Here is a 19385-nt window from a genome sequence, read left to right on the forward strand (position 1 = left end):
GCGGCGTCGTGTCGTCGGGAACGGACCTCCGCAGGTCAGCCGTGGTAGCGCGCCACCACCTTGGTGTACTCGTACGGTGCCTGCTTGACCCCGCTGCACGAGTCCGCGTCGGAGCCGCGGGTGCAGGAGCGGTCGCGGTTGACCGACCAGAAGGTGAACCGGGCGAGGTGGTGCCGCTGGGCGTAGCGGAGCATCGTACGGAAGTTGCGGACGCTGATCCGCTGCCCCTTCATGTCCGTCTCGCCGTTCATGGTCGAGATGCCGATGTGGCGGTAGGCGGCGTCGGATTTCATTCCGTACGCGGCGGCGACCGCGTTCTTCACGCCATCGGCGGACTTCATGGTGGTGGTGCCCATGGTGTGCGGGGTGGCGAAGTTGAAGGCCATGATGTTCCACCCGGTCACCGGGAGGCGCGCCGCCCCGGCCCGCTTGATGAGGTCGCGGATGGTGTGGACGGGCCCGTCGGCCCGGCCGCTGAAGGTGATGTAGATCTTCAGGGAGGGGTTGGCCGCCTTGACCTTCTTCAGCGCGTCGACGATGCGCTGGCGGACGACGGGTTTGTCGTCCTCCGTGTGCTCGATGTTGACGTCGATCGCCTTGAGCCGGTAAGCGCTGATCACCTTCTGGTAGGCGTGGGCCAGCGCGGTGGGGTTGGTGCAGGAGATACCGAGCTTGTTGCCGCTCCACCCGCCGAAGGAGGCGACGACGTCGCCGCCCGCCGCGCGGATGTTCTTGATGGCCTTCTCCTCCGCTCCTCCCCGCAGCGGGCGGGAGCCGTCCCACTTCGGGTTGCACGTACCGCCGGAGGTGAGGAAAGACAGGGTGAACTGCTTGATGCCCGTGGCCTTCATGATGCCGACGGGGTTCTGCGGGTGCCCCCAACCGAGGTACAGGTAGGGCGCATTGATGCCGACGGGGAGGGCGGCGGCCTGAGCTGCCGGGGCGGCGGCTGTGGACGAGGCACACAGCGCGCCCGCCGCGGTGCACGCGACCAGCGCGCGTCGCATCAGGAATCGACTCATGAACAGTCCTTCCAGGGGACTTGGGAACGAACTGAAATGTACTCAGTGATGCGGACCGGTCAGGGCGCGGGCCGAGGAAATAGGGGTTCGGCGGCGGGGCCGGTCACTCGGTGGCGCGCCGGGCCGGACCCGGCCCTCGCGGTTCCGGTTGCGGTGAGGCGGAAAACCGTTGGGGAATGAAGTGCCGTGCGCCCGCACAGGACCTCCGCAAGCGGTGACCTGAAAGGTCCTTGACCCGTCAACTCCCTTTGAAAGAAACTGCGTTGCGCACTTACGCATCAGGAGTCACAGGTCCGGACCGCACACCTCGGGCCTGGTCCCGTGCGGGTCGGGCCACGGATCACGGGTCACCTTCGCACCGGATGCAGACGGGGGAACTTGATGAGTGGCGGGGGATGCACGACCACAAGCGACGCGGGGCGCGGTCGTGGACTCTTCCGCACCCGCCGCCCCTCCCCCTTCTTCCCGCCGCCCACCCGGCTTTCTCGATTTCTTGGTGTCCTCACACTCGGTGCCTGAAGGGATTGGAGGGGGAATGCCGACACACACGACCTATCCCGGCGTCCATGTCGAAGAGCTTCCCAGCAGCATCCGCAGCATCACCACCGTGACGACGTCCGTGACCGCCTTCGTCGGCCACACCCGGCGCGGGCCGCTCAACCAGCCGGTCCGGATCACCAGCTTCGCCGATTTCGAGCGCCGCTTCGGCGGCCTGACCTCCCGCAGCCCGGTCTCCCACGCGGTCCACCAGTTCTTCGGCAACGGCGGCGCCATCGCGGTGATCGTCCGGGTCGCCAAGGCGGGCAGCGGCGAGGAGGCCCACGTCACCCTGGAGTCCACCGAGGGCCGCAGCCAGTGCCCGGTGCTGGAGGTGCACGCCAAGGAGCCCGGCGTCTGGGGCGACGGCCTGCGGGTGGCGGTGGACCACGGAGGCGCCGCGCGCCACCCCTCCGGTCCGGAGGAGACCTTCAACCTCCAGGTCCTCGACGCACACGGCACGGCCCGGGAGTCCTTCACCGGCCTGTCCATGGACCCCGGCAGCGGCCGGTTCGTGGAGACGGCCGTCAATTCCGGCTCGGCGCTGATCCGGGTGGTCGCGGTGGGCGAGGGGCGCCCGGACCCGTCCGGTACCGTCTCCAAGCCCTTCCACCACCAACTTCCCGCACTCGACGTCGAGTTGACGGTGAAGATCGGCGAGGTGGAGCGGGAGTTCACGCTCTACGACGCGGACTGCGACGGCGAGCCGCCGTGCGACGTCACCGAGCTAGCGCTGCTGCTGGAGCACAAGCTGCGGTCGCTGCCGGACGCCCCGGGCAAGCACGCCTTCGCCGGCACCCGGGTCACCCCCTTCGGGTGCCGCCTCCAGGTCGTGGCCGGCTCCACCGCCCCCTGCGACGTGGTCCGTTTCGTCGGCGAGTGCGCCAACGACCTCGGCCTGGAGGCCTCGGTCAATCCGCCGGTCTTCGCGCTGTGCGGCGGCGCGGACGGCGCCCCGCCCGGCCCGCGCGACCTGATCGGCAGCGAGGCCCGCAAGAGCGGCCTCCAGGCGCTGCGCGACCTGCCCGACGTCAACCTGCTCGCGCTGCCCGAGCTGGCGTCGTACGAGTCCACCGACGACATGCTCACGGTGGTCTCGGCGGCGCAGCGGCTGTGCCAGGAGCGGCGGATGTTCCTGCTGGTCGACGCGCCCGCCTCCTGGGGCAGCGTGGACGCCGCCCGGGCCGGGATCGGCGCGTTCGACGCGGTGCGCGGCAACCACGCCGCCCTGTACTTCCCGCACCTCCAGCTCACCGACCCGCTCACCGGCCGGCTGCGTTCCTTCCCGCCGTCCGGTGCGCTGGCCGGGGTGATCGCCCGCACCGACGGCGAACGCGGGGTGTGGAAGGCCCCGGCGGGCACCGGGGCGCGGCTGGCCGGTGTGCACGGGCTGACCGTCAAGCTCACCGACCGCGAGAACGGCCTGCTCAACCCGCTCGGCATCAACTGCTTGCGGACCTTCCCGATGGTCGGCCCGCTGGTCTGGGGCGCCCGCACGCTGGAGGGCTCGGACGCCCTGGACAGCGAGTGGAAGTACGTCCCGGTGCGGCGGCTGGCCCTGCACGTCGAGGAGAGTCTGCTGCGCGGTCTGCAGTGGGTGGTCTTCGAGCCCAACAACGAGCAGTTGTGGCAGCAGATCCGGCTCAACGCCTCGGCGTATCTGCACTCCCTCTTCGAGAAGGGCGCCTTCCAGGGCGGCACCCCGCGACAGGCGTACTTCGTCAAGTGCGACAAGGACACCACGACCGAGGCGGACATCGAGAACGGGATCGTGAACGTCGTGGTCGGCATCGCGCCCGTCAAACCGGCCGAGTTCGTGATCGTCAGGATCCAGCAGCTGGCCGGCCAGTTCGATCTCTAGGGCACCGGGCGCCGGGTCCGGCCCCGCGGCCGGACCCGCGCGCCCCACGACGCCGACGTGAAGGAATCCGACATGAAGGAATCCGATGGCTGAGTTCAAGATCAACGCCCATCGCTTCGACCCGTACAAGAACTTCAAATTCCTGGTGCTGTGGGACGGCCGTACGGTCGCGGGCGTCAGCAAGATCAGTCCGCTCAAGCGCACCACCGAGGTCGTCAAGCACCGCAACGGCGGCGACCCCAGCTCCCCGCGCAAGTCCCCGGGGCGCTCGGAGTTCGAGGGCATCACCCTGGAGCGCGGGGTCACCCACGACCCGGAGTTCGACCGCTGGGCCAACAAGGTCTGGCAGGTCGGCGCGGGCCTGGGCTCGGAGGTGTCGCTCGCGGACTTCCGCAAGGACATCGTCATCCAGGTCCTCAACGAGGCCGGTCAGGTCGCCGTCTCGCACAAGATCTACCGGTCCTGGCCGAGCGAGTACCAGGTCCTGGGCGAGATGGACGCCAACGCCAACGCGGTGGCCATCCAGAGCCTGAAGCTCGAATGCGAGGGCTGGGAGCGCGACTACGAGGTCCCCGAGCCGCAGGAGCCCTCGTTCACCCACCCGGCCTGAGCGGGAGGCGACGAGGTGGTGGCGAGGTAGCGGATGGCGGTCACCGGGCCGGCGGAACTGCTGGCCACCTGGGAGGCGGGGCTGGCCGAACAGGGCGCCGGCCGGGCCCTCTTGCTGCACCGGGCGGCCCGCCCCGGCGAGCCGGCCGACGCCCTGCTGTCGGCGCCGCTCGGGGAGCGGGCGGCCGACCTCTTCGCGCTGCGCCGGGCGCTGTTCGGCGACCGGATGGAGGTCACGCTCGACTGCGCGGTGGCGGAGTGCGGCACGGCGCTGGAGTTCGAGCTGGACGCCGGGGAGCTGACGGCCGCCCGACCCGTGCCGCCGGAGGGCGGGCTCCGGGTGGCGGAGGGCGAGTGGAGCGTGCGGTTCCGGCTGCCCGGACCCGCCGACCTGGCCGCGGTGGCCGCCGCCCGTCCGCCGGACGAGCGGCACGCCGGGCAGCTGCTCGCGGCCCGCTGCGTCCTCGCCGCCCACTGGGCCGGCCGCCGGGCCACCGCCGAGGACCTCGCCCGGCTGCCCGAACCGGTGCTCAAGCGCTTCGCCGAGGCCGCCGAGGAGGCCGACCCCGGCGCGGAGTTGACGCTTCAGGTCGCCTGTGCGGAGTGCGGCGCGCCCACCGCCGCCGAGCTGGACATCGCCGCGTACCTGTGGACCGAACTGGACGCCTGGGCCCGTGACCTGCTCCTGGACGTCCATCTGCTCGCCTCGGCCTACGGCTGGAGCGAGCCCGAGATCCTGGCGCTCAGCCCGCTGCGGCGCCGCTACTACCTGGAGCTGTGCGCGGATGCCTGAGATGCCCGAGCGGACCCCCGCCGCGTCCGGCGACTACCTCGGCCGGCTGCTGGCCCGGTACGCCCCCGCGGCGCCGGCGCCGCCCACCGATCCCTTCGGCCCGCCCGGGGGCACCAGGAGTCCGGACCGACGGGCGCTGGTCCGGCCGCGGCTGCCCGGCCCGTTCGAGCGGCTGGAGGCGGTACGCGGCCCGGCCGACGGCGACGCGGACGGCGTCGGGCTGCCGTCCCCGCGGGCGCCCGGGTGGCCCGCCCCGGCCCCGTTCGCCGGACCACCGCCGCGCACCGAGCACCGGTCGGAGTTCCACACCCGGGCCGAACGGGAGACGGTGATCCGCGCCGAGGCGGCCCCGGAGGCCGACCGGGGCCCCGCCGGCCCGGGGCCGGGCCCCGCCCCGCTGCTCCGTCCCACGGCGACGGCCGCACCCACGGCCCGGACCGGCGAGGGCGAGCGCGTAGTACGGCCGCGGGGGCGGGCCACCGGTGCGGAGGCACCGGCCGGGGGCCGGGAGGCATCGCCGTGGGACGCGGACGGGGCGGGCCCGGCACCGTCCGGCGCTCTGCGTCCGCGCGCCGACGCCCCGGTGGCACCGCGCCGCCCCGCACCGCCCCGTGCAGCGCCCGGCCGGCGCGGAGCGCGCGGCCCCGCCGAGCGCGTGGTGCACGTACAGATCGGTCGGCTGGAGGTCAGCGCGGCCGGTGCCGAAGACCCCGCGGCGGGTGGCCGCCCGGCGCGCCCGGAACGGCGCGCGCCCGCGGTGAGCCTGGCGGACTATCTGGCTTCCCGGCAACGGACTTCAGGGGGACGGTCCCATTGAGCAACGCACTCGCCCTGGCGACGGTCACCCAGGCCCTCGCGCTGCTGATCGAGCACAACCTGCACCCCGAGATCGACCTGGCCGTCTCGGTGGAGACCCGTAAACCGCCGTCCGATCCGCCGACCGACCCGACGATCACCGTCTTCCTGTACCAGGTCTCCCACAACCCCTCGATGCGCAACAACGACCTGGTCACCCGCGCCTCCGACGGCACACTGCTCAAGCGCCCGGCCGCGGCGATCGACCTGCACTTCCTGATCAGCGCGTACGGGGAGGAGCAGGAGCTGGTCGGCCAGCGGCTGATCGGGAGCGTGGTGCGGACGCTGCACGAGATCCCGGTGCTGCCACGGGAGTTGATCGAGGAGGCGGCCGAACGCCCCTATCTGGCCGGGAGCGATCTGGCCGAGTCGCCGCAGAAGGTCCGCTTCACGCCGACGCAGATGGACGTCGACGAGACCTCGAAGCTCTGGGGGATGCTCAACAACACGCCGTACTCCCTGTCGGTGGCCTACCAGGCGTCGTTGGTGCTGCTGGACGGCCATCAGAAGCCGGCACCGGCCCGTCCGGTGCGGCGGCCGGAGGTGACGGTGGTGCCGGAGGTGCCTCCGGAGACGCCGTCGGCGGACGCGCCGCCCGGAGCGGCGGCGGACACGGGGGCCGCACAGGAGGAGTCCGGGGCGGCCGAGGGCGCTGCCGCCGGCGCCGTTGCGGCCCCCGCCGAGGAGGCCGCGAAGAAGACGGCGGCCGGGCGGGCGGCGCCCCGCAAGCCGGCGGCGGCGAAGGAGAGCCCGAGCGGCGGGCGGTCGTCCGGCCGCCGTGGCCGGACCCGCAAGGCGGCCGGCGGCGAGCCGGGGGACGCGGACCGCGCCACCGACGCCGGCCGTACCGCCGGCACGAGCCGTACCGCGGACACGAGCCGTACGGACGACGGCGGGGAGAGCTGAGGCGCGGTGCGGGGGACGGGGGCGGAGAACGACATGGCGGGCAGCGGCGGGACGAGCACAAAGACGGCGGACGACGAGGCGGAGGGCGCGGCGCTGACCGCCGCCGTCCGCGCCGTCCTCGCCCGCCTGGACGCGCATGCCGCGCGCACCCGCGGGAGCGGAAACGGCGACGGCGCGGGGGACGGGGAAGCGGCCGCGCACGGGGACGGCCCGCGCACCGGCGTCGGCCATCCGCCCGCCGCGCCCGCTCCGTCCCCCCGGGCCCTGGACGCCCTCACCGCCTGCTTCGGGCTCACCCCCTTCGAGCGGGAGATCGTCCTGCTCGCCGCGGCCGCCGAGCTGGACCCGACCACCGGCGCGCGCTGCGCCGCCGCCTGCGGCGACCCGGAGCGCCCGCACCCCACCTTCTCGCTCGCCCTGGCGGCGCTCGACGCACCCCATTGGAGCGCGCTGACCCCGGTCGCCCCGTTGCGCCGCTGGCGGCTGGTCGAGCTGACGGACGAGACCCGGCTGACCACCAGCCGGCTGCGTCTGGACGAACGCATCCTGCACTTCCTCGCCGGCGCCCCGTACCTGGACGCCCGGCTCCACGGCCAACTGCGCCGCACCGTCCCGCCGCAGTCCCTGCCGCCCGCGTACGAGACGGCCGCCGAACGGGTGGCGGCGGGCTGGACGGGAGCCGGGCCGGACGCCCCGCTCCGCGTCGAACTGGTCGGCGGCGAGCTGCGCAGCCGCGCCGACATCGCGGCGGCCGCGGCCCGCCGCAGCGGGCTCGGCCTGTACGCGATGGCCGCCGAGGACATCCCGACCGACCCCGCCGAACGGGACCGGCTCTCCCGGCTCTGGCAGCGGGAGGCGATCCTCCTGCCGGCCGCGCTGCTGGTCGAGATCGGCGAGCTGGACCGCGAGCAGCACGCCGCGGTGGACGCCTTCCTCGCGGGCGCCGCCGTCCCGCTGGTCGTCTCCGGTCAGGAGCCGCGGCGGACCGGCCATCCGCGCGGCGCGCGCGTCACCGTCCCCAAGCTCTCCGACGAGGAGCAACTGGGCCTGTGGACGGACGCGTTCACCGGCGTCCCCGGGATCACCGGGCACCATCTCACCTCCCTCGTCGCCCAGTTCCAGCTCCCGCCGCACGTCGTCCGTTCCGCCGCCGCCTCCGTCCGGCGCGACCTGCCGGCCGCGGACGGGCTCGGCGCCGCCGGACTCGCCTGGCGGGCCGGTCTCACCGAGGCCCGGATGGGGCTGGACGAGCTGGGGCGCCGTATCGAGCCGCGGGCCGGCTGGGACGACCTGGTCCTCGCCGACCGGCAGTCGCGCATCCTCCGGGAGATCGTCGCGCATGTGCGGCAGCGCGCCACCGTCCACCAGGACTGGGGCTTCGCGAAGGCGCTGCGCAACGGCCTCGGCGTCACCGCCCTCTTCGCCGGCGGCTCCGGCACCGGCAAGACGCTGGCCGCCGAGGTGATGGCCGGGGAACTGGGCCTGGACCTCTTCCTCATCGACCTCTCCCAGGTCGTCAGCAAGTACATCGGTGAGACCGAGAAGAACCTCAGCCGGGTCTTCGACGCCGCCGAGCGCGGCGGGGCGCTGCTCCTCTTCGACGAGGCGGACGCGCTGTTCGGCAAGCGCAGCGAGGTCAAGGACAGCCACGACCGCTACGCGAACCTGGAGGTCAGCTATCTGCTGATGCGTATGGAGGCGTACCGCGGCCTGGCCGTCCTCACCACCAACATGAAGAAGGCCCTGGACTCGGCCTTCCTGCGCCGCATCCGCTTCGTCGTCGACTTCCCCTTCCCCACCGAACGGGAGCGGGCCGAGATCTGGCGCCGGGTGCTGCCCGCGCAGGCCCCGACCAAGGGCATCGACCCGTCCCTGCTGGCCCAGCTCACCGTCGCCGGCGGCTCGATCCGCAACATCGCGCTCTCCGGCGCCTTCCTCGCCGCGGAGGAGGGCGACCGCCTCCAGATGCGGCACATGCTGGCCGCGGCCCGCACCGAGTATCTGAAGCTGGAACGCTCTCTGACACCGTCGGAGGTCCACGGATGGGTCTGACGCACGAGGTCGGCCAGGAGGCGGTGCGGGCCACCGCCCCCCACCCGGTGGCACCGCCGCCCGGCATTCCACCGTCCTCCTCCCCCGCCTCCCCCACCGGAACGTTCCGCATCGACATCGGCGAATTGGTCCTGGACGGCTTCGACGCCCGCGCCGTCGACCCGGACCGGCTGTCGGCCGCGTTCCAGGCCGAGTTGGCCCGCCTCGTACGGGAGCGCGGCGTCCCGCTGGCCACGGACGCCGACGGCGCGGGCGCCGCTCTCGACGGGGTGGGCGGCCTGCCGCCGCTGCCGGCCACCACCCACCCCGTACGGCTGGGCGAGGCGCTGGCCCGCGCGGTCCACGCGGGCCTGGCGGGACGGGGGGAGGCGCGATGAGCGACGCGACCCGGTCCGCTTCCCGCAACGCCCGGTCCGCCCGCGACGCACAGCGGCGCAAACGCAAGGAGCGCTCCGCCAGGTCCGCGGCGCCCGAGCCGAAGAACGTCGTCAGCGGCGCCGGGCAGCCCCTCGACCTGAGCGTCCGCCGCGAACTGGAGGAACAGCTCGGCCACGACTTCAGCCAGGTCCGCCTGCACACCGGGCGCGACGCGGGGCAGCTCGCCGAGCTGATGGGCGCCGACGCCTTCGCCGTCGGTCAGGACGTCTTCTTCCGCGAGGGCACCTACCGCCCGGGCACCGCCGACGGCCGACGCCTCCTCGCCCACGAGCTCCTGCACACCGTCCAGAATCCGCACGGCCTGGGCGCCCTGCGGGCCGGCCGCGACCTGGGCGCGGTCAGCCTCCCCCAGGAAGCGGCCGAACGGGAGGCGGAGTCGGCGGCCCAGGAGTCCGTCCGCGCCGCGATGCTCGGCGCCACCCGCGAGGACGACCCGACGCCCGGGGTCGAGCCCGGCCACGCCACCCCCGGCTGGCTCCGCTACGCCACCGCCGACGCCGACCGCCGCCGCCGGGAACTCCTCGACCCGGCGACCCTGGTGGACCGGCTGGCGGGCGGGGTGCTGCGGTCACTGCGGGGCGACCCGGAGGACCGATCGGGGCGGGTACGCCTCGAAATCGCCAGGCTGGCACCGGAGTTGCAGGAATCCGTACTGGACCGGCTGGAGGTGCGGCTGCTCAGCTCCGACTTCGACCGGCTGCTGGGTCTGGTGGCGGAGTCCGAGGTCCCGCCCGTCGGATTCCAGCCGTCGTCGACGCCCGAGCCGGTGCCCGACGCCGTCGAGCAGGTGCACGACGAGCGGACGGCCCGGCAGCAGCACGCCGAGGGCGCCGCGCGGGCGGAGAAGCAGCGGGACGAGGACACCCACGAGGAGAAGAAGGCCGCCAAGGGCCAGGCGGAGACGGAGGGTGAGGAGCAGAGCCGGGCGCGGCGCGACGCGGCGGCGGAGCGGCAGGAGGCCGGGGAGCGCACGGCGCACGAGGACGAACGCGCCGTCGAGAGCGCCGACGCCAGGCAGGAGCAGCAGCAGGCCGAGGAGCGGCAGGGCCAGGAGCGCCAGGAGGCCGATCAGGCCGACACCGCCCGGGCCGACCGGGCCCGGGACGGCGCCGAGCGCACCAAGGAGGAGCGCAAGGCGCAGCGGGAGCGTGAGGAGGCCGACCCGGAACAGGCGAACCGGCCCGGCGCCGACAAGCGCCGGCGCCAGGACGACGCGACGAAACCGGCGGACGGCTCGAAGCAGGAGGAGCTGGAGAAGAAGAAGCGGGAACAGCCCGGACCGGTCCGTCCGGAGAAGGTCGACGAACGGGCCGACCAGCGGGACAGCGCGCTGTCCGAGCACGGGCTGAACGCACAGGACGAAGAGGACGGCCCGCCGCGCGAGGAGGAGCAGCCGATCGGGCTGGAGGCGGGCGCCGAGAAGGACATCGGCGTGGGCGGGGACACCGACGCCGCGGCCAAGGGCGGTGCGGGCCCGGGCGAGGCGGCGCTCCGGCCGGAGGACTTCCTCCCGGACGCCGACCTGGACGTCTCGTCCGTACCGTCCGCCGAGCATCCCGGCGCCGCGCTGCCGACGTTCCCCGCTCCCCCGCCCACCAGGGCCGAGCAGGTCCATCGGGAGCGCGAGAACGCGGCGGACGACGAGGAGCACGAGGACGAGCCGGAGGCCGAGACCAAGCCGCCGGGTGCGGAGCTGGGTCCGGTCGAGGGCGAGGCGCCGCAGCCGGAGCACGGACCGGCCGCCGAGGCCGGGGACCGTACCGAGAAGGACCTCCAGCCGTCGATGCCGGTCGAGCAGGAGGTCGGCCCCGATCCGGAGGCCGAGGACCGGCAGGCCCAGGAGCCGGAGGCCGAAGAGAAGCGGGATCCGGAACAGGCCCAGGACAAGGACGAGGACGGCACCCGCCGGGCCAAGCAGGACGCCGACGACAAGGACGCGGACCGCGACGCGGAGGGCGGCACCGGCGAGGAGGCGCCGGACGCCAAGGAGGCGCAGGACGAGCAGACGGAGAAGAAGGAACAGGACGCCCAGGAGGAGAAGCGGGAGGCGCAGGGGCAGCCGGAGGGCGCGGCGGCCGGGGTGCCCTCCGGCGGTGCGGCGGGCGCGGGCGGGGATTCCGCCGCGGCGTCGGCCCCCTCCTCCGCCCCGCCGGCCGGTGCGCATACGGACCGCACGCCTGCCGAGGACCGGCGTCCGTCCCCCGCCGCGCGCCGGGGTGCCGAGCCCGTACGGGCCGAGCGGGACGCACCGGATGCGAAGAGCGCGGTGCCCAAGGAGTCGGGGCCGGGTGCGGCGCCCGGCGGGGCGGTGGGCGGGACCGAGCCGGGCAACGCGCCGTCGGCCGCCGCCGGTCCCGGAGGCGCGCCCTCCGTCGCCCAGGCCGCGGTCGGTCCGGCGGCCCAGCAGGCCGACAGTCCCGGCAAGATGGGTGCTCCGGCCCCCGAGGGGACCAAGGCGCAGCCGGATGCTTCGTTGGAGAAGGACGGCGGAGGGTGTGCCCCGCCGGCCCCGGCCGCCGAGAAGGACGAGGGCGGCGGAGGTGGCTGCGGCGGGGGCGGCGGCGGGAAGGCCGTCGAGGAGAAGAAGGAGAAGGCGCCGGACGTCTCGGCGCAGGATCCCCGGTCGGCGCTGAACACCGTCGGTCAGCTCGCGCCCGACCAGGCGCAGGAGGCGCTGCCGGGGCTGGACGGCGCGGCGGACAAGAAGGTGGGGGACGAGCAGCGGCGGCTCGCCGCCGATCCGCCCAGGCGCGAACGTCCTTCGGGGGCGCCGCAGACCCTGCACGGGAAGCCGGCGGAGGAGGCTCCGGAGACTCCGGTGACGGGGCAGCTGGAGAAGGTCGGTCCGGCGGACGAGGGCGAGAAGCAGCGGGCCAAGGGCAGTGAGAAGGCCGAGGGCGCCAAGCCGACCGACCACGTCCCGACGCCGCAGGTGCCGCCCTCGAAGGACGGCAAGCTGACGGAGAAGGACGCCCGGGACGTGGCGGCGGCGGCCGACCAGGTCCCCACCACCGACCCCGAGCTGCACGACAAGACCGTCGGCCCGGCCCCCAAGATCAAGCTGGACGGGGAGAGCGACCCGCAGCGCACGGACGAGCAGGCGGCGAAGCTCAAGGAGAAGCAGGGCACGATCCAGGACACCGGACGGGCGGACGCGTCCAAGTCGCTGGGCGAGGACAAGATCTACCCCGATGCGCCCAAGGAGGAGCTCAGGGGGAAGGCGCAGGGCGGCCGGACCGGGGGCGGGAGCGGCGCTGCGGCGGGCGGTGCGGTGAAGCCGGGCGCCGGGGCGGTGGCCGAGCAGGAGCGCGGCGGCGAGATCAAGAGCGCCACCGGCCGGGCCGGCACCCAGGTGGCCGCCGGGGAGAAGGAACAGCAGCAGGGCGAGCAGAAGGCCAAGCAGGAGAAGCAGCAGCAGATCGACACCGAGGTCGCGCGCAACACCGAGCAGCAGACAGCGCAGCGCGGCCAGGTGGCGGACCAGGCGAGGACGGAGCGTCAGAACTGGCGCGACGAGCAGGACAAGAAGATCGAGCAGGCCGACAAGGACACCGACAAGGAGCACAAGGACGGCAACGACAAGATCACCAAGGAGCGTGACGCCAAGGACAAGGAGGTCGAGGACCGAAAGAACAACGACAACAAGGACATCAACGGCAAGGCCGATCAGGCGGACAAGGACGCCGAGAAGAAGAAGGAAGAGAAGAAGAAGGGATCCGACAGCCTCTTCGGCAAGATCGTCCATGCCGTCGCCGACTTCTTCAAAGACCTCCTCGACGCCGTCACCAAGATCTTCGACGAGGCCCGCAAGGCCATCAACGGCATCATCGACACGTTCAAGGACTGGGCGAACAAGGCGATCGACGCGGTCCGCGACTTCGCAGTCAAGGCCATCAACGCGGTGGCGGACGCGCTCATCGCCATCGGCGACGTCCTGCTGGCCGCGTTCCCCGAACTCCGCGACAAGTTCCGCAAGGCCATCAACGACCTGCGTGACAAGGCCATCGCCACGGTCAACAAGCTCGCCGAGGGCCTCAAGAAGGCCGTCAGCGCCCTCCTCGACGCCCTCGCCGCCGGACTCAACGCCCTCTTGAAGGTCCTGGAGGCGGGTCTCAAGGCCGCCATCAAGATCTTCCGCGACGCGATCGTCGGCGCCCTCAAATTCGCCCAGGCCGCGATCCAGGCGCTCGGTCAATTCGCCGCTCTTGTCGCGGACATCGCCCCGGACCCCGGCGGCTGGCTCGCCAAGGCCGGCAGTGCCGCGAAGACCGGCATCCAGGAACACCTCTGGGGAGCGATCAAGACCGCCGTCAGTCAGTGGTTCGACACCAAGGTCGAGGGCGTTCTCGGCCTCGGCAAGGCCGTCATCAACGTCCTGATCAAGGGCTGTATGTCCTTGAAGCAGATCGGCAAGATGGCCTGGAACGCGGTGGTCGCCGCGCTTCCGATGATGATCGCCCAGCTCGTCATCGAGAAGGTCGTCTCGATGATCATCCCCGCGGCGGGCGCGATCCTCACCATCGTTCAGGGGCTGATGGCCGCCTGGCAGTCCGTCAGCGCGATCCTCTCCGCCTTCGGCAAATTCTTCGCCTTCCTCAAGGCGGTGAGGTCCGGCCCGGCCGCCTGCCTCTTCGCGGTGGCCGTCGCCGCCGGCGTCGTCGCCCTCCTGGAACTCATCACCAACCTTCTCCTGGCCCGCCTCGGCCGTGCGGCCAAGGGCGTAGGCAACCGCCTCAAGGGCATCGCCCAGAAGATCATGAAGGGTCTGAAGAAGGCCGGGAAGGGCGCCCGCAAGGCCGCCGGCGGCGCCGTCAACCGTGCCCGCGGCGCCGTCCGCAAGGCCGCCCAGGCCCTCCGCAAACCCACCGGGCCCACCAAGCCGAGGGGCCCCAAGGTCCCCTCCCGCCCCGGCGCCTCCACCGCACACCACCCCGCCGCACACCCGCACGCCAAGGGCCCCGCCACCTCCCACGACCGGCCCACCAGCCGCACCCCCGACAAGGAACGCGACCGCCGCCGCGAGGAGGACGCCGCCAGGCGCGAGCGGGACGCCGAGGACCCGAAGAAGCAGCCGGATCCCAAGAAGCCCACGAGGGAAGAACCCGGCAACAAGACACCCGGGAAGGGGCACGAGGAGAAACCTCCGGAGCGCACGCCGGAGAAGAGGCCCGGAAGCCCCAAGAAGAAGAAAGAAACCGAGGCACCCAAGCGCGCCAAGCCCCGCAAACCCACGTCCGCTCTGGGGCGCGCCCTCAAAAAGGTGAAGGCCAAGGTCAAGTCCGCCCTCAAGAAGGTCCGCAACGCCGGCAAGTCCCTGGGCAAGAAGCTCCGCAAGTCCAAACTCGGCAAGGCCCTCAAGAACGGCGCCAAGAAGGCCCGCGACCTCTTCAAGAGGAAGCGCGACCACCTGCGCGGCCACAAGAAGCACCGCGCCGAGCAGAAGAAGCAGAAGAAGCAGGACCGGAAGAAGAAGGAGAACTCCAAGGAGTCCAAGCAGAGCAGGCTCGACAAGATCGTCGCCAAGCTTCACCCGCTACTCGAACGGGTGGTCCGGCGGGGTATTGCGGGCGCCCCGCTTCGCGCACTCCTGGGAGGGTTGAAGACCTGGTACCGCCTCACCTCCCTCAGCAAGCTCCCTGAAGGCAATCGGGACAAAATCACCGCAGTCCTGAATCCCGAACGGGACCCTCTGCAGAACATGGAGGAGGGACAGCGGATAGTTGAGCAGAATCAACCCAAGCTGCATGAAATACTCACGAGGGTAGCCGACAAGGCCCATCAGGATCCGCGAGTAGGCCCGCTGGCCGAGCGCGTCAACGCAGCCCAGGACGAACACCAAGCACAGCGCGGAGAAGCCAAGCGACAGGTGCGGAAGCAAAAGGGTTCCGCGGCCGAGGAGGCGAACGCCGCCAAGTCCGTGGTGCGCCCTGCCGCCGCACCCGTCGTCGAGTCCGCAGCGATGCGGACCGGACGCCCGGCAGGCGAAGAGAACATCGACATGGCCTCCCAATCCCGAGAATCGGCGATCGTGGCCGAACGAGGAAGGCCGAACCCGGGGAACACCATCGTGCGGAGCGGATTGGGCACCGGGCACTACACCGCCAAGCCGGGCAAGAATGGAGCGGATCCGATGCCCGCCGCGGCCGAAACACTGGAAGCACTCCAAGGCCGCATGGCAATCAACATGGGGCATACGAACCTCAGCGCCGCAGAAACCTCCCTGATCACTCGAAGTCGCATACAGCGGGCATACCTACAGCTTCTGCGGCGCAGGATGCCCACCGACGAGTTCTTCCACAGGGACCCGAAAGCCCTTGCCGGCATGGCCGCCATCGCACGGCTCATGGGCGTCGTCGAGGGTGGACGGCACCACCCCGCGTCAGTGGCCAACCTCCTGTCCTGGCGCCTCGCCACGTTCCCAGGAGGGACGTTGCGGGACGTCGTGGTCAACACGAACTACATGTCACCGCTGAACGCGGTGTCAGCAGCACCATTCATGTATGACCCGGAAGGACTCCAAGCCGCTTACGGAAAGAAGAGAGGGACGGGGCTGACCAAGCCCGGGGAGAAAATCAACACCACCACCCCGTTGATGAGAGAACGGGAGGCAAACCTTCTGATAAGAGCCTTCGCCCAGCTCAAGGCCGATAATTACTATCTCAGCGACGAGCAACTTATCGCGGAGTTCGAAAGGTGGCTCTTGCGGGACACCGCACATTACCTGTCACCCGGCGGAAGGATAATATCCCCAGGGTCCTCCGGGTCCGGTCCGTGACCCCTTGACGGACCGTACGCACATCAGGCGCGCGACCTCACATCGAAGGAATTTCGTTGACGCAACTCACGAAAATCATCCCCAAGAAGCCGTTCGACCGGGAACGGATGCACGACCTGGCCGAGCAGCTGAACTGGGTACCGGTAGATCTGGAGCCCTCGGACAACGCTCAACTCCATGAGGAAGTCTGGGCACTCGGAGATTACCGCACCGCCATCCACTGGATCGAGGATGACGTGTTCCGGGTTCACTACATCGCCGTCGAGGGTGAATCCAGCGCGCAAGTCATCTCCGAAATCCGGAATCACGTGGAGGTACACACCTCCGCTTCCCTGGCCGATCTCGCGACCGGTGAGCGGGACACACTTACCATCATGGATTCACTGCGGATGCTCGCGATGCAGAGCTCCGAAGATTTCGATCCAGAAATTTTTGCGGTTGTCCGTTGGGCGCTGAACGACCCGGAACCAGTGGTGCGTCGCGTCGCCGTCCTCGCATCATCCATCATGCCGTGGAGGAAACTCGATCCACTGCTGGAATATGTCAGCCGGCACGATCCGGATGAGGCGGTCCGCGCCGACGCCCGTGAAGCGCTGACCATCGTCCGCGACCGGTTCCAGGACTCGTCCACCACCTAGATCACGGAATGCGCACACGAATCGCCACCTGATGAGCGGCCTACTTCAAGGAGGGGCTCCATGACCCGCTACGCCGACATCCCCCACCCCATCCGCTCCGGCATCGTCGTCGTCGACCCCGATCTCAACATCCCGCAGCGGATCATCGTGTTGCAGTTCAACCCCGACACGCTGGAGCGGCAGGTGGCGCCGCAGGCCGCCGGAGGTGAAGGGGATGCCGGAGGCGGCGGGGGCGGGAGCGGAGGTGACCGCAACGAAGCTCTCAGGCTGAAAGGCCCGGCGCAGGAGACATGGAAGTTCACCGCGGAAATCGATGCGACGGACCAGCTGGACGTAGCGGCACCGGACGGGATTCACCCGGAGCTGGCGGTATTGGAGATGTTGGTGCAGCCGACGACCGCGCAGCTTCTGGCGGCGTCGAAGCTGACCAAGAAGGGGACGATCGAGATCAGTCCCATCGAGATGCCGTTGACGCTCTTCACGTGGGGCAGCAAACGTGTGATGCCGGTGCGGTTGACGGAATTGTCGGTGAACGAGTCGGCGTTCGATGTGAATCTCAATCCGATACGGGCCTCGCTCAGCATCGGGATGAAGGTGCTGACGGTGAGTGATTTGCCGGCCGGGCATCCCGGGGCCGCGCTGTATCTCGCGCATCTGGCACAGAAGGAGCAGTTGGCCCGGCGGGCGCGGGGCGGGACATTGACGCAGTTGGGGCTCGGAAGGGGGATCTGAGGCATGGGCATCGAGCCGTACGAGAGTGCGCTGGACGATGTGCCCGGGGCGCATCCGTATCCGCGGAGCAGCCGCTATGCGGGGATCGGTATCGGGGTGCACACCGGGCCCGACGGGACGGAAGTGCGGTATGCGAAGCGACGGTTGTTGCCGCCGCTGACGGAGGCGGACGAGGACGCCGTACCGCATGTCGTCAGCAGCGGTGAGCGGCCGGATCAGTTGGGGCAGCGGTATTTCGGGGATTCCGGGCAGTGGTGGCGGATCGCCGATGCCAATCCGGTGTTGGAGCCTCGGGAGCTGACGGCGGAGGCCGGGGTGGAGATAGCCGTGCCGTTGCCGGGAGGGTTCGCCGGCGGTATCGGTGGCGGGCCGGGGGTCGGGCATGCCTGAGGGGGACGAGCCGGTCGGGCGGGGGCCCATCCATCTCTCGCTGTACATGGGACCGAAGCTGGCACGGCCGGTCCCTCAGGAGGTGGTGGAGGCGCTGTTGTCGGCGCAGATCACCAGTACGGCGGGGGAACGCAGCGGATTTCAGCTGGCGTTCGACCTGACGAAGAAGGGGGCGATCGTCGAGCGATTGCTGCCGGAGGGTTTCTTCGATCCGAAGACACGGGTCATTCTCACCGTTGCTCTCAAGGGGACTCCGGTGGTGCTGCTGGACGGGGTGATCGTGCGGCAGGAGGTCGGCAGCAGTAATCATCCCGGGCAGAGCACGCTGACCCTCACCGGCGAAGACCTGACGTTGCTGATGGACCTGGAGGAGCGGACGGACCGGTATCCGAATCTCGCGCCGTCGCAGCGGGTGGAGCGCATTCTGGGAAAGTACGCCGACTACGGGATCGATGCGCGGATCATCCGGGAGCAGATTCCGCAGCCGCCGCGGGAACAGGTGCGGGTCGATTACCAGACGGGGACGGATCTGCAGTATGTGAACGAGTTGGCGCGGGCGAACGGTTACACCTTTTATCTGGAGCCGGGGCCCGTGCCGGGGCGGTCGACGGCTTTCTGGGGGCCGGAGCAGCGGCTGGGGCAGCGGCAGCACGCGCTGAACGTGAACATGGATGCGCATTCGACGGTGGATCAGCTGACGTTCGCGTACGACGGGACGGCGCGGGAAGAGCCGCAGGCGCGGGTGCAGGACCCGGTGACGCGGCGGGCGCCGTTGCTGGCACAGCCCGATATCGGTCCGCTGCGGCCGCCGCTGGGGCTGCGCGGGTCGCCGGCGCTCAAGCGGAAGACGCTGAGCGGGACGGCGAAGATGGACGAGGGGCTGGCGAGGGCGGAGGCGCTGGGGCGCGCCGCCACCAGCGCGGACGCCATTTCGGGGTCCGGTTCGCTGGATGTGACGCGGCACGGATATGTGCTCCGGCCACGGGAGTTGGTCGGGGTGCGGGGCGCCGGGGTCACCTACGACGGGGACTACTACGTGAAGACCGTGACGCACAATCTGCGGCTCGGCTCGTACCTCCAGAACTTCACCTTGTCGAGGGAGGGGCTGATCGCCCGCAGCGGCACCGTCCGCCCCTAGGCGCCGTCCGGCCACAGCCGTATCCGCATCCGTCGCCCGTACGCGGGGACCGTAAGGAGAGAAGCCACGCATGGCTGCTGCACCGAACAACCGCTTTCTCGGCAAGTTCCGGGGCCGGGTGGCGGCGAACGACGACCCGATGGGAGTCGGGCGGTTGAAGGTCCAGGTCCCGGACGTCCTGGGCGACGAGGTGTCGACCTGGGCCCTGCCGTGTTTCCCGTTCACCGGCCCGGAGGCCGGTCAGGTGGTGGTGCCGTCGGTCGGGGCCGGGGTGTGGGTGGAGTTCGAGCAGGGCGACCCCAGTTTCCCGGTGTGGGTGGGGTGTTGGTACGGGCGACGGGAGGAGTTGCCGGAGGACGCGCGGAAGGATCCGGCGATCTCGCATCCGGTGGTGATCCAGACGCCCGGGAAGCACAAGATCGTGCTGTCGGATGTGCCGACCGAGGGAATTCTGCTGGAGGCGCCGGGCGGCGCGTATGTGCGCATCGACGCCACGGGGGTCCACATCGACAACGGGCACGGGGCGTCGATCTCCATGGTCGGCGAGCAGGTCGAGCTGAACGACGGCCGGTTGACCGTGCCGCGGAAGCACTGAGGGCGACGGGGAGGCGGGGCGGATGGGATCCGGAAACGTCCTTC

14 protein-coding genes are annotated in these 19385 nt (G+C 71.2%); 13 read left to right on the forward strand and 1 reads right to left on the reverse strand.

What is annotated here, in order from left to right:
• Window positions 1-35 precede the first annotated feature (35 nt).
• Window positions 36-1022 (reverse strand): chitinase, encoded by a 987-nt coding sequence (locus ACF1BH_RS12710; protein ID WP_391642465.1) that lies wholly within the window; start codon window positions 1020-1022, stop codon window positions 36-38.
• 535 nt (window positions 1023-1557) lie between these two features.
• Between ACF1BH_RS12710 and ACF1BH_RS12715 the strand changes: the two genes are divergently transcribed.
• The 13 genes from ACF1BH_RS12715 (at window position 1558) to ACF1BH_RS12775 (ending at window position 19341) form a co-directional block, all read left to right on the forward strand.
• Window positions 1558-3420: a phage tail sheath family protein gene (locus tag ACF1BH_RS12715; protein WP_391642466.1), complete on the forward strand. Its 1863-nt coding sequence runs from the start codon at window positions 1558-1560 to the stop codon at window positions 3418-3420.
• Window positions 3421-3505: 85 nt separating this feature from the next.
• Window positions 3506-4030, forward strand: coding sequence for a phage tail protein (locus tag ACF1BH_RS12720; protein ID WP_030279463.1), 525 nt, complete (start codon window positions 3506-3508; stop codon window positions 4028-4030).
• A gap of 33 nt (window positions 4031-4063) precedes the next feature.
• Complete coding sequence (locus ACF1BH_RS12725) at window positions 4064-4822, forward strand: hypothetical protein (protein ID WP_391642467.1); 759 nt, start codon at window positions 4064-4066, stop codon at window positions 4820-4822.
• Window positions 4815-5639 carry a hypothetical protein gene (locus tag ACF1BH_RS12730; protein ID WP_391642468.1) on the forward strand — a complete coding sequence of 275 codons (825 nt, stop codon included), beginning with the start codon at window positions 4815-4817 and terminating at the stop codon, window positions 5637-5639. The genes ACF1BH_RS12725 and ACF1BH_RS12730 overlap by 8 nt, the downstream gene beginning before the upstream one ends.
• Entirely contained in the window at window positions 5636-6583 is a 948-nt protein-coding gene (locus ACF1BH_RS12735) for a DUF4255 domain-containing protein (RefSeq protein ID WP_391642469.1), read from the forward strand. The genes ACF1BH_RS12730 and ACF1BH_RS12735 overlap by 4 nt, the downstream gene beginning before the upstream one ends.
• A 33-nt stretch (window positions 6584-6616) precedes the next feature.
• Window positions 6617-8635, forward strand: a complete 2019-nt coding sequence (locus ACF1BH_RS12740) for an ATP-binding protein (protein WP_391642470.1) — start codon at window positions 6617-6619, stop codon at window positions 8633-8635.
• Window positions 8626-9012, forward strand: a complete 387-nt coding sequence (locus tag ACF1BH_RS12745) for a hypothetical protein (RefSeq protein ID WP_391642471.1) — start codon at window positions 8626-8628, stop codon at window positions 9010-9012. Before ACF1BH_RS12740 ends, ACF1BH_RS12745 begins: the two co-directional genes overlap by 10 nt.
• Window positions 9009-15848, forward strand: coding sequence for a DUF4157 domain-containing protein (locus ACF1BH_RS12750; RefSeq protein WP_391642472.1), 6840 nt, complete (start codon window positions 9009-9011; stop codon window positions 15846-15848). Before ACF1BH_RS12745 ends, ACF1BH_RS12750 begins: the two co-directional genes overlap by 4 nt.
• 56 nt (window positions 15849-15904) lie before the next feature.
• Window positions 15905-16486: a HEAT repeat domain-containing protein gene (locus ACF1BH_RS12755; protein ID WP_391642473.1), complete on the forward strand. Its 582-nt coding sequence runs from the start codon at window positions 15905-15907 to the stop codon at window positions 16484-16486.
• Window positions 16487-16546: 60 nt separating this feature from the next.
• Entirely contained in the window at window positions 16547-17218 is a 672-nt protein-coding gene (locus tag ACF1BH_RS12760) for a hypothetical protein (protein ID WP_391642474.1), read from the forward strand.
• 3 nt (window positions 17219-17221) lie between these two features.
• Entirely contained in the window at window positions 17222-17608 is a 387-nt protein-coding gene (locus ACF1BH_RS12765) for a hypothetical protein (protein WP_391642475.1), read from the forward strand.
• The gene (locus tag ACF1BH_RS12770; protein ID WP_391642476.1) at window positions 17601-18746 is read left to right on the forward strand and encodes a hypothetical protein; all 1146 of its coding nucleotides are present in this window, start codon (window positions 17601-17603) and stop codon (window positions 18744-18746) included. Before ACF1BH_RS12765 ends, ACF1BH_RS12770 begins: the two co-directional genes overlap by 8 nt.
• A gap of 70 nt (window positions 18747-18816) precedes the next feature.
• Window positions 18817-19341, forward strand: a complete 525-nt coding sequence (locus ACF1BH_RS12775) for a phage baseplate assembly protein V (RefSeq protein WP_391642477.1) — start codon at window positions 18817-18819, stop codon at window positions 19339-19341.
• Window positions 19342-19385 lie beyond the last annotated feature (44 nt).

This window comes from Streptomyces sp. NPDC014733 (assembly GCF_043083385.1).
Taxonomy (GTDB): domain Bacteria; phylum Actinomycetota; class Actinomycetes; order Streptomycetales; family Streptomycetaceae; genus Streptomyces.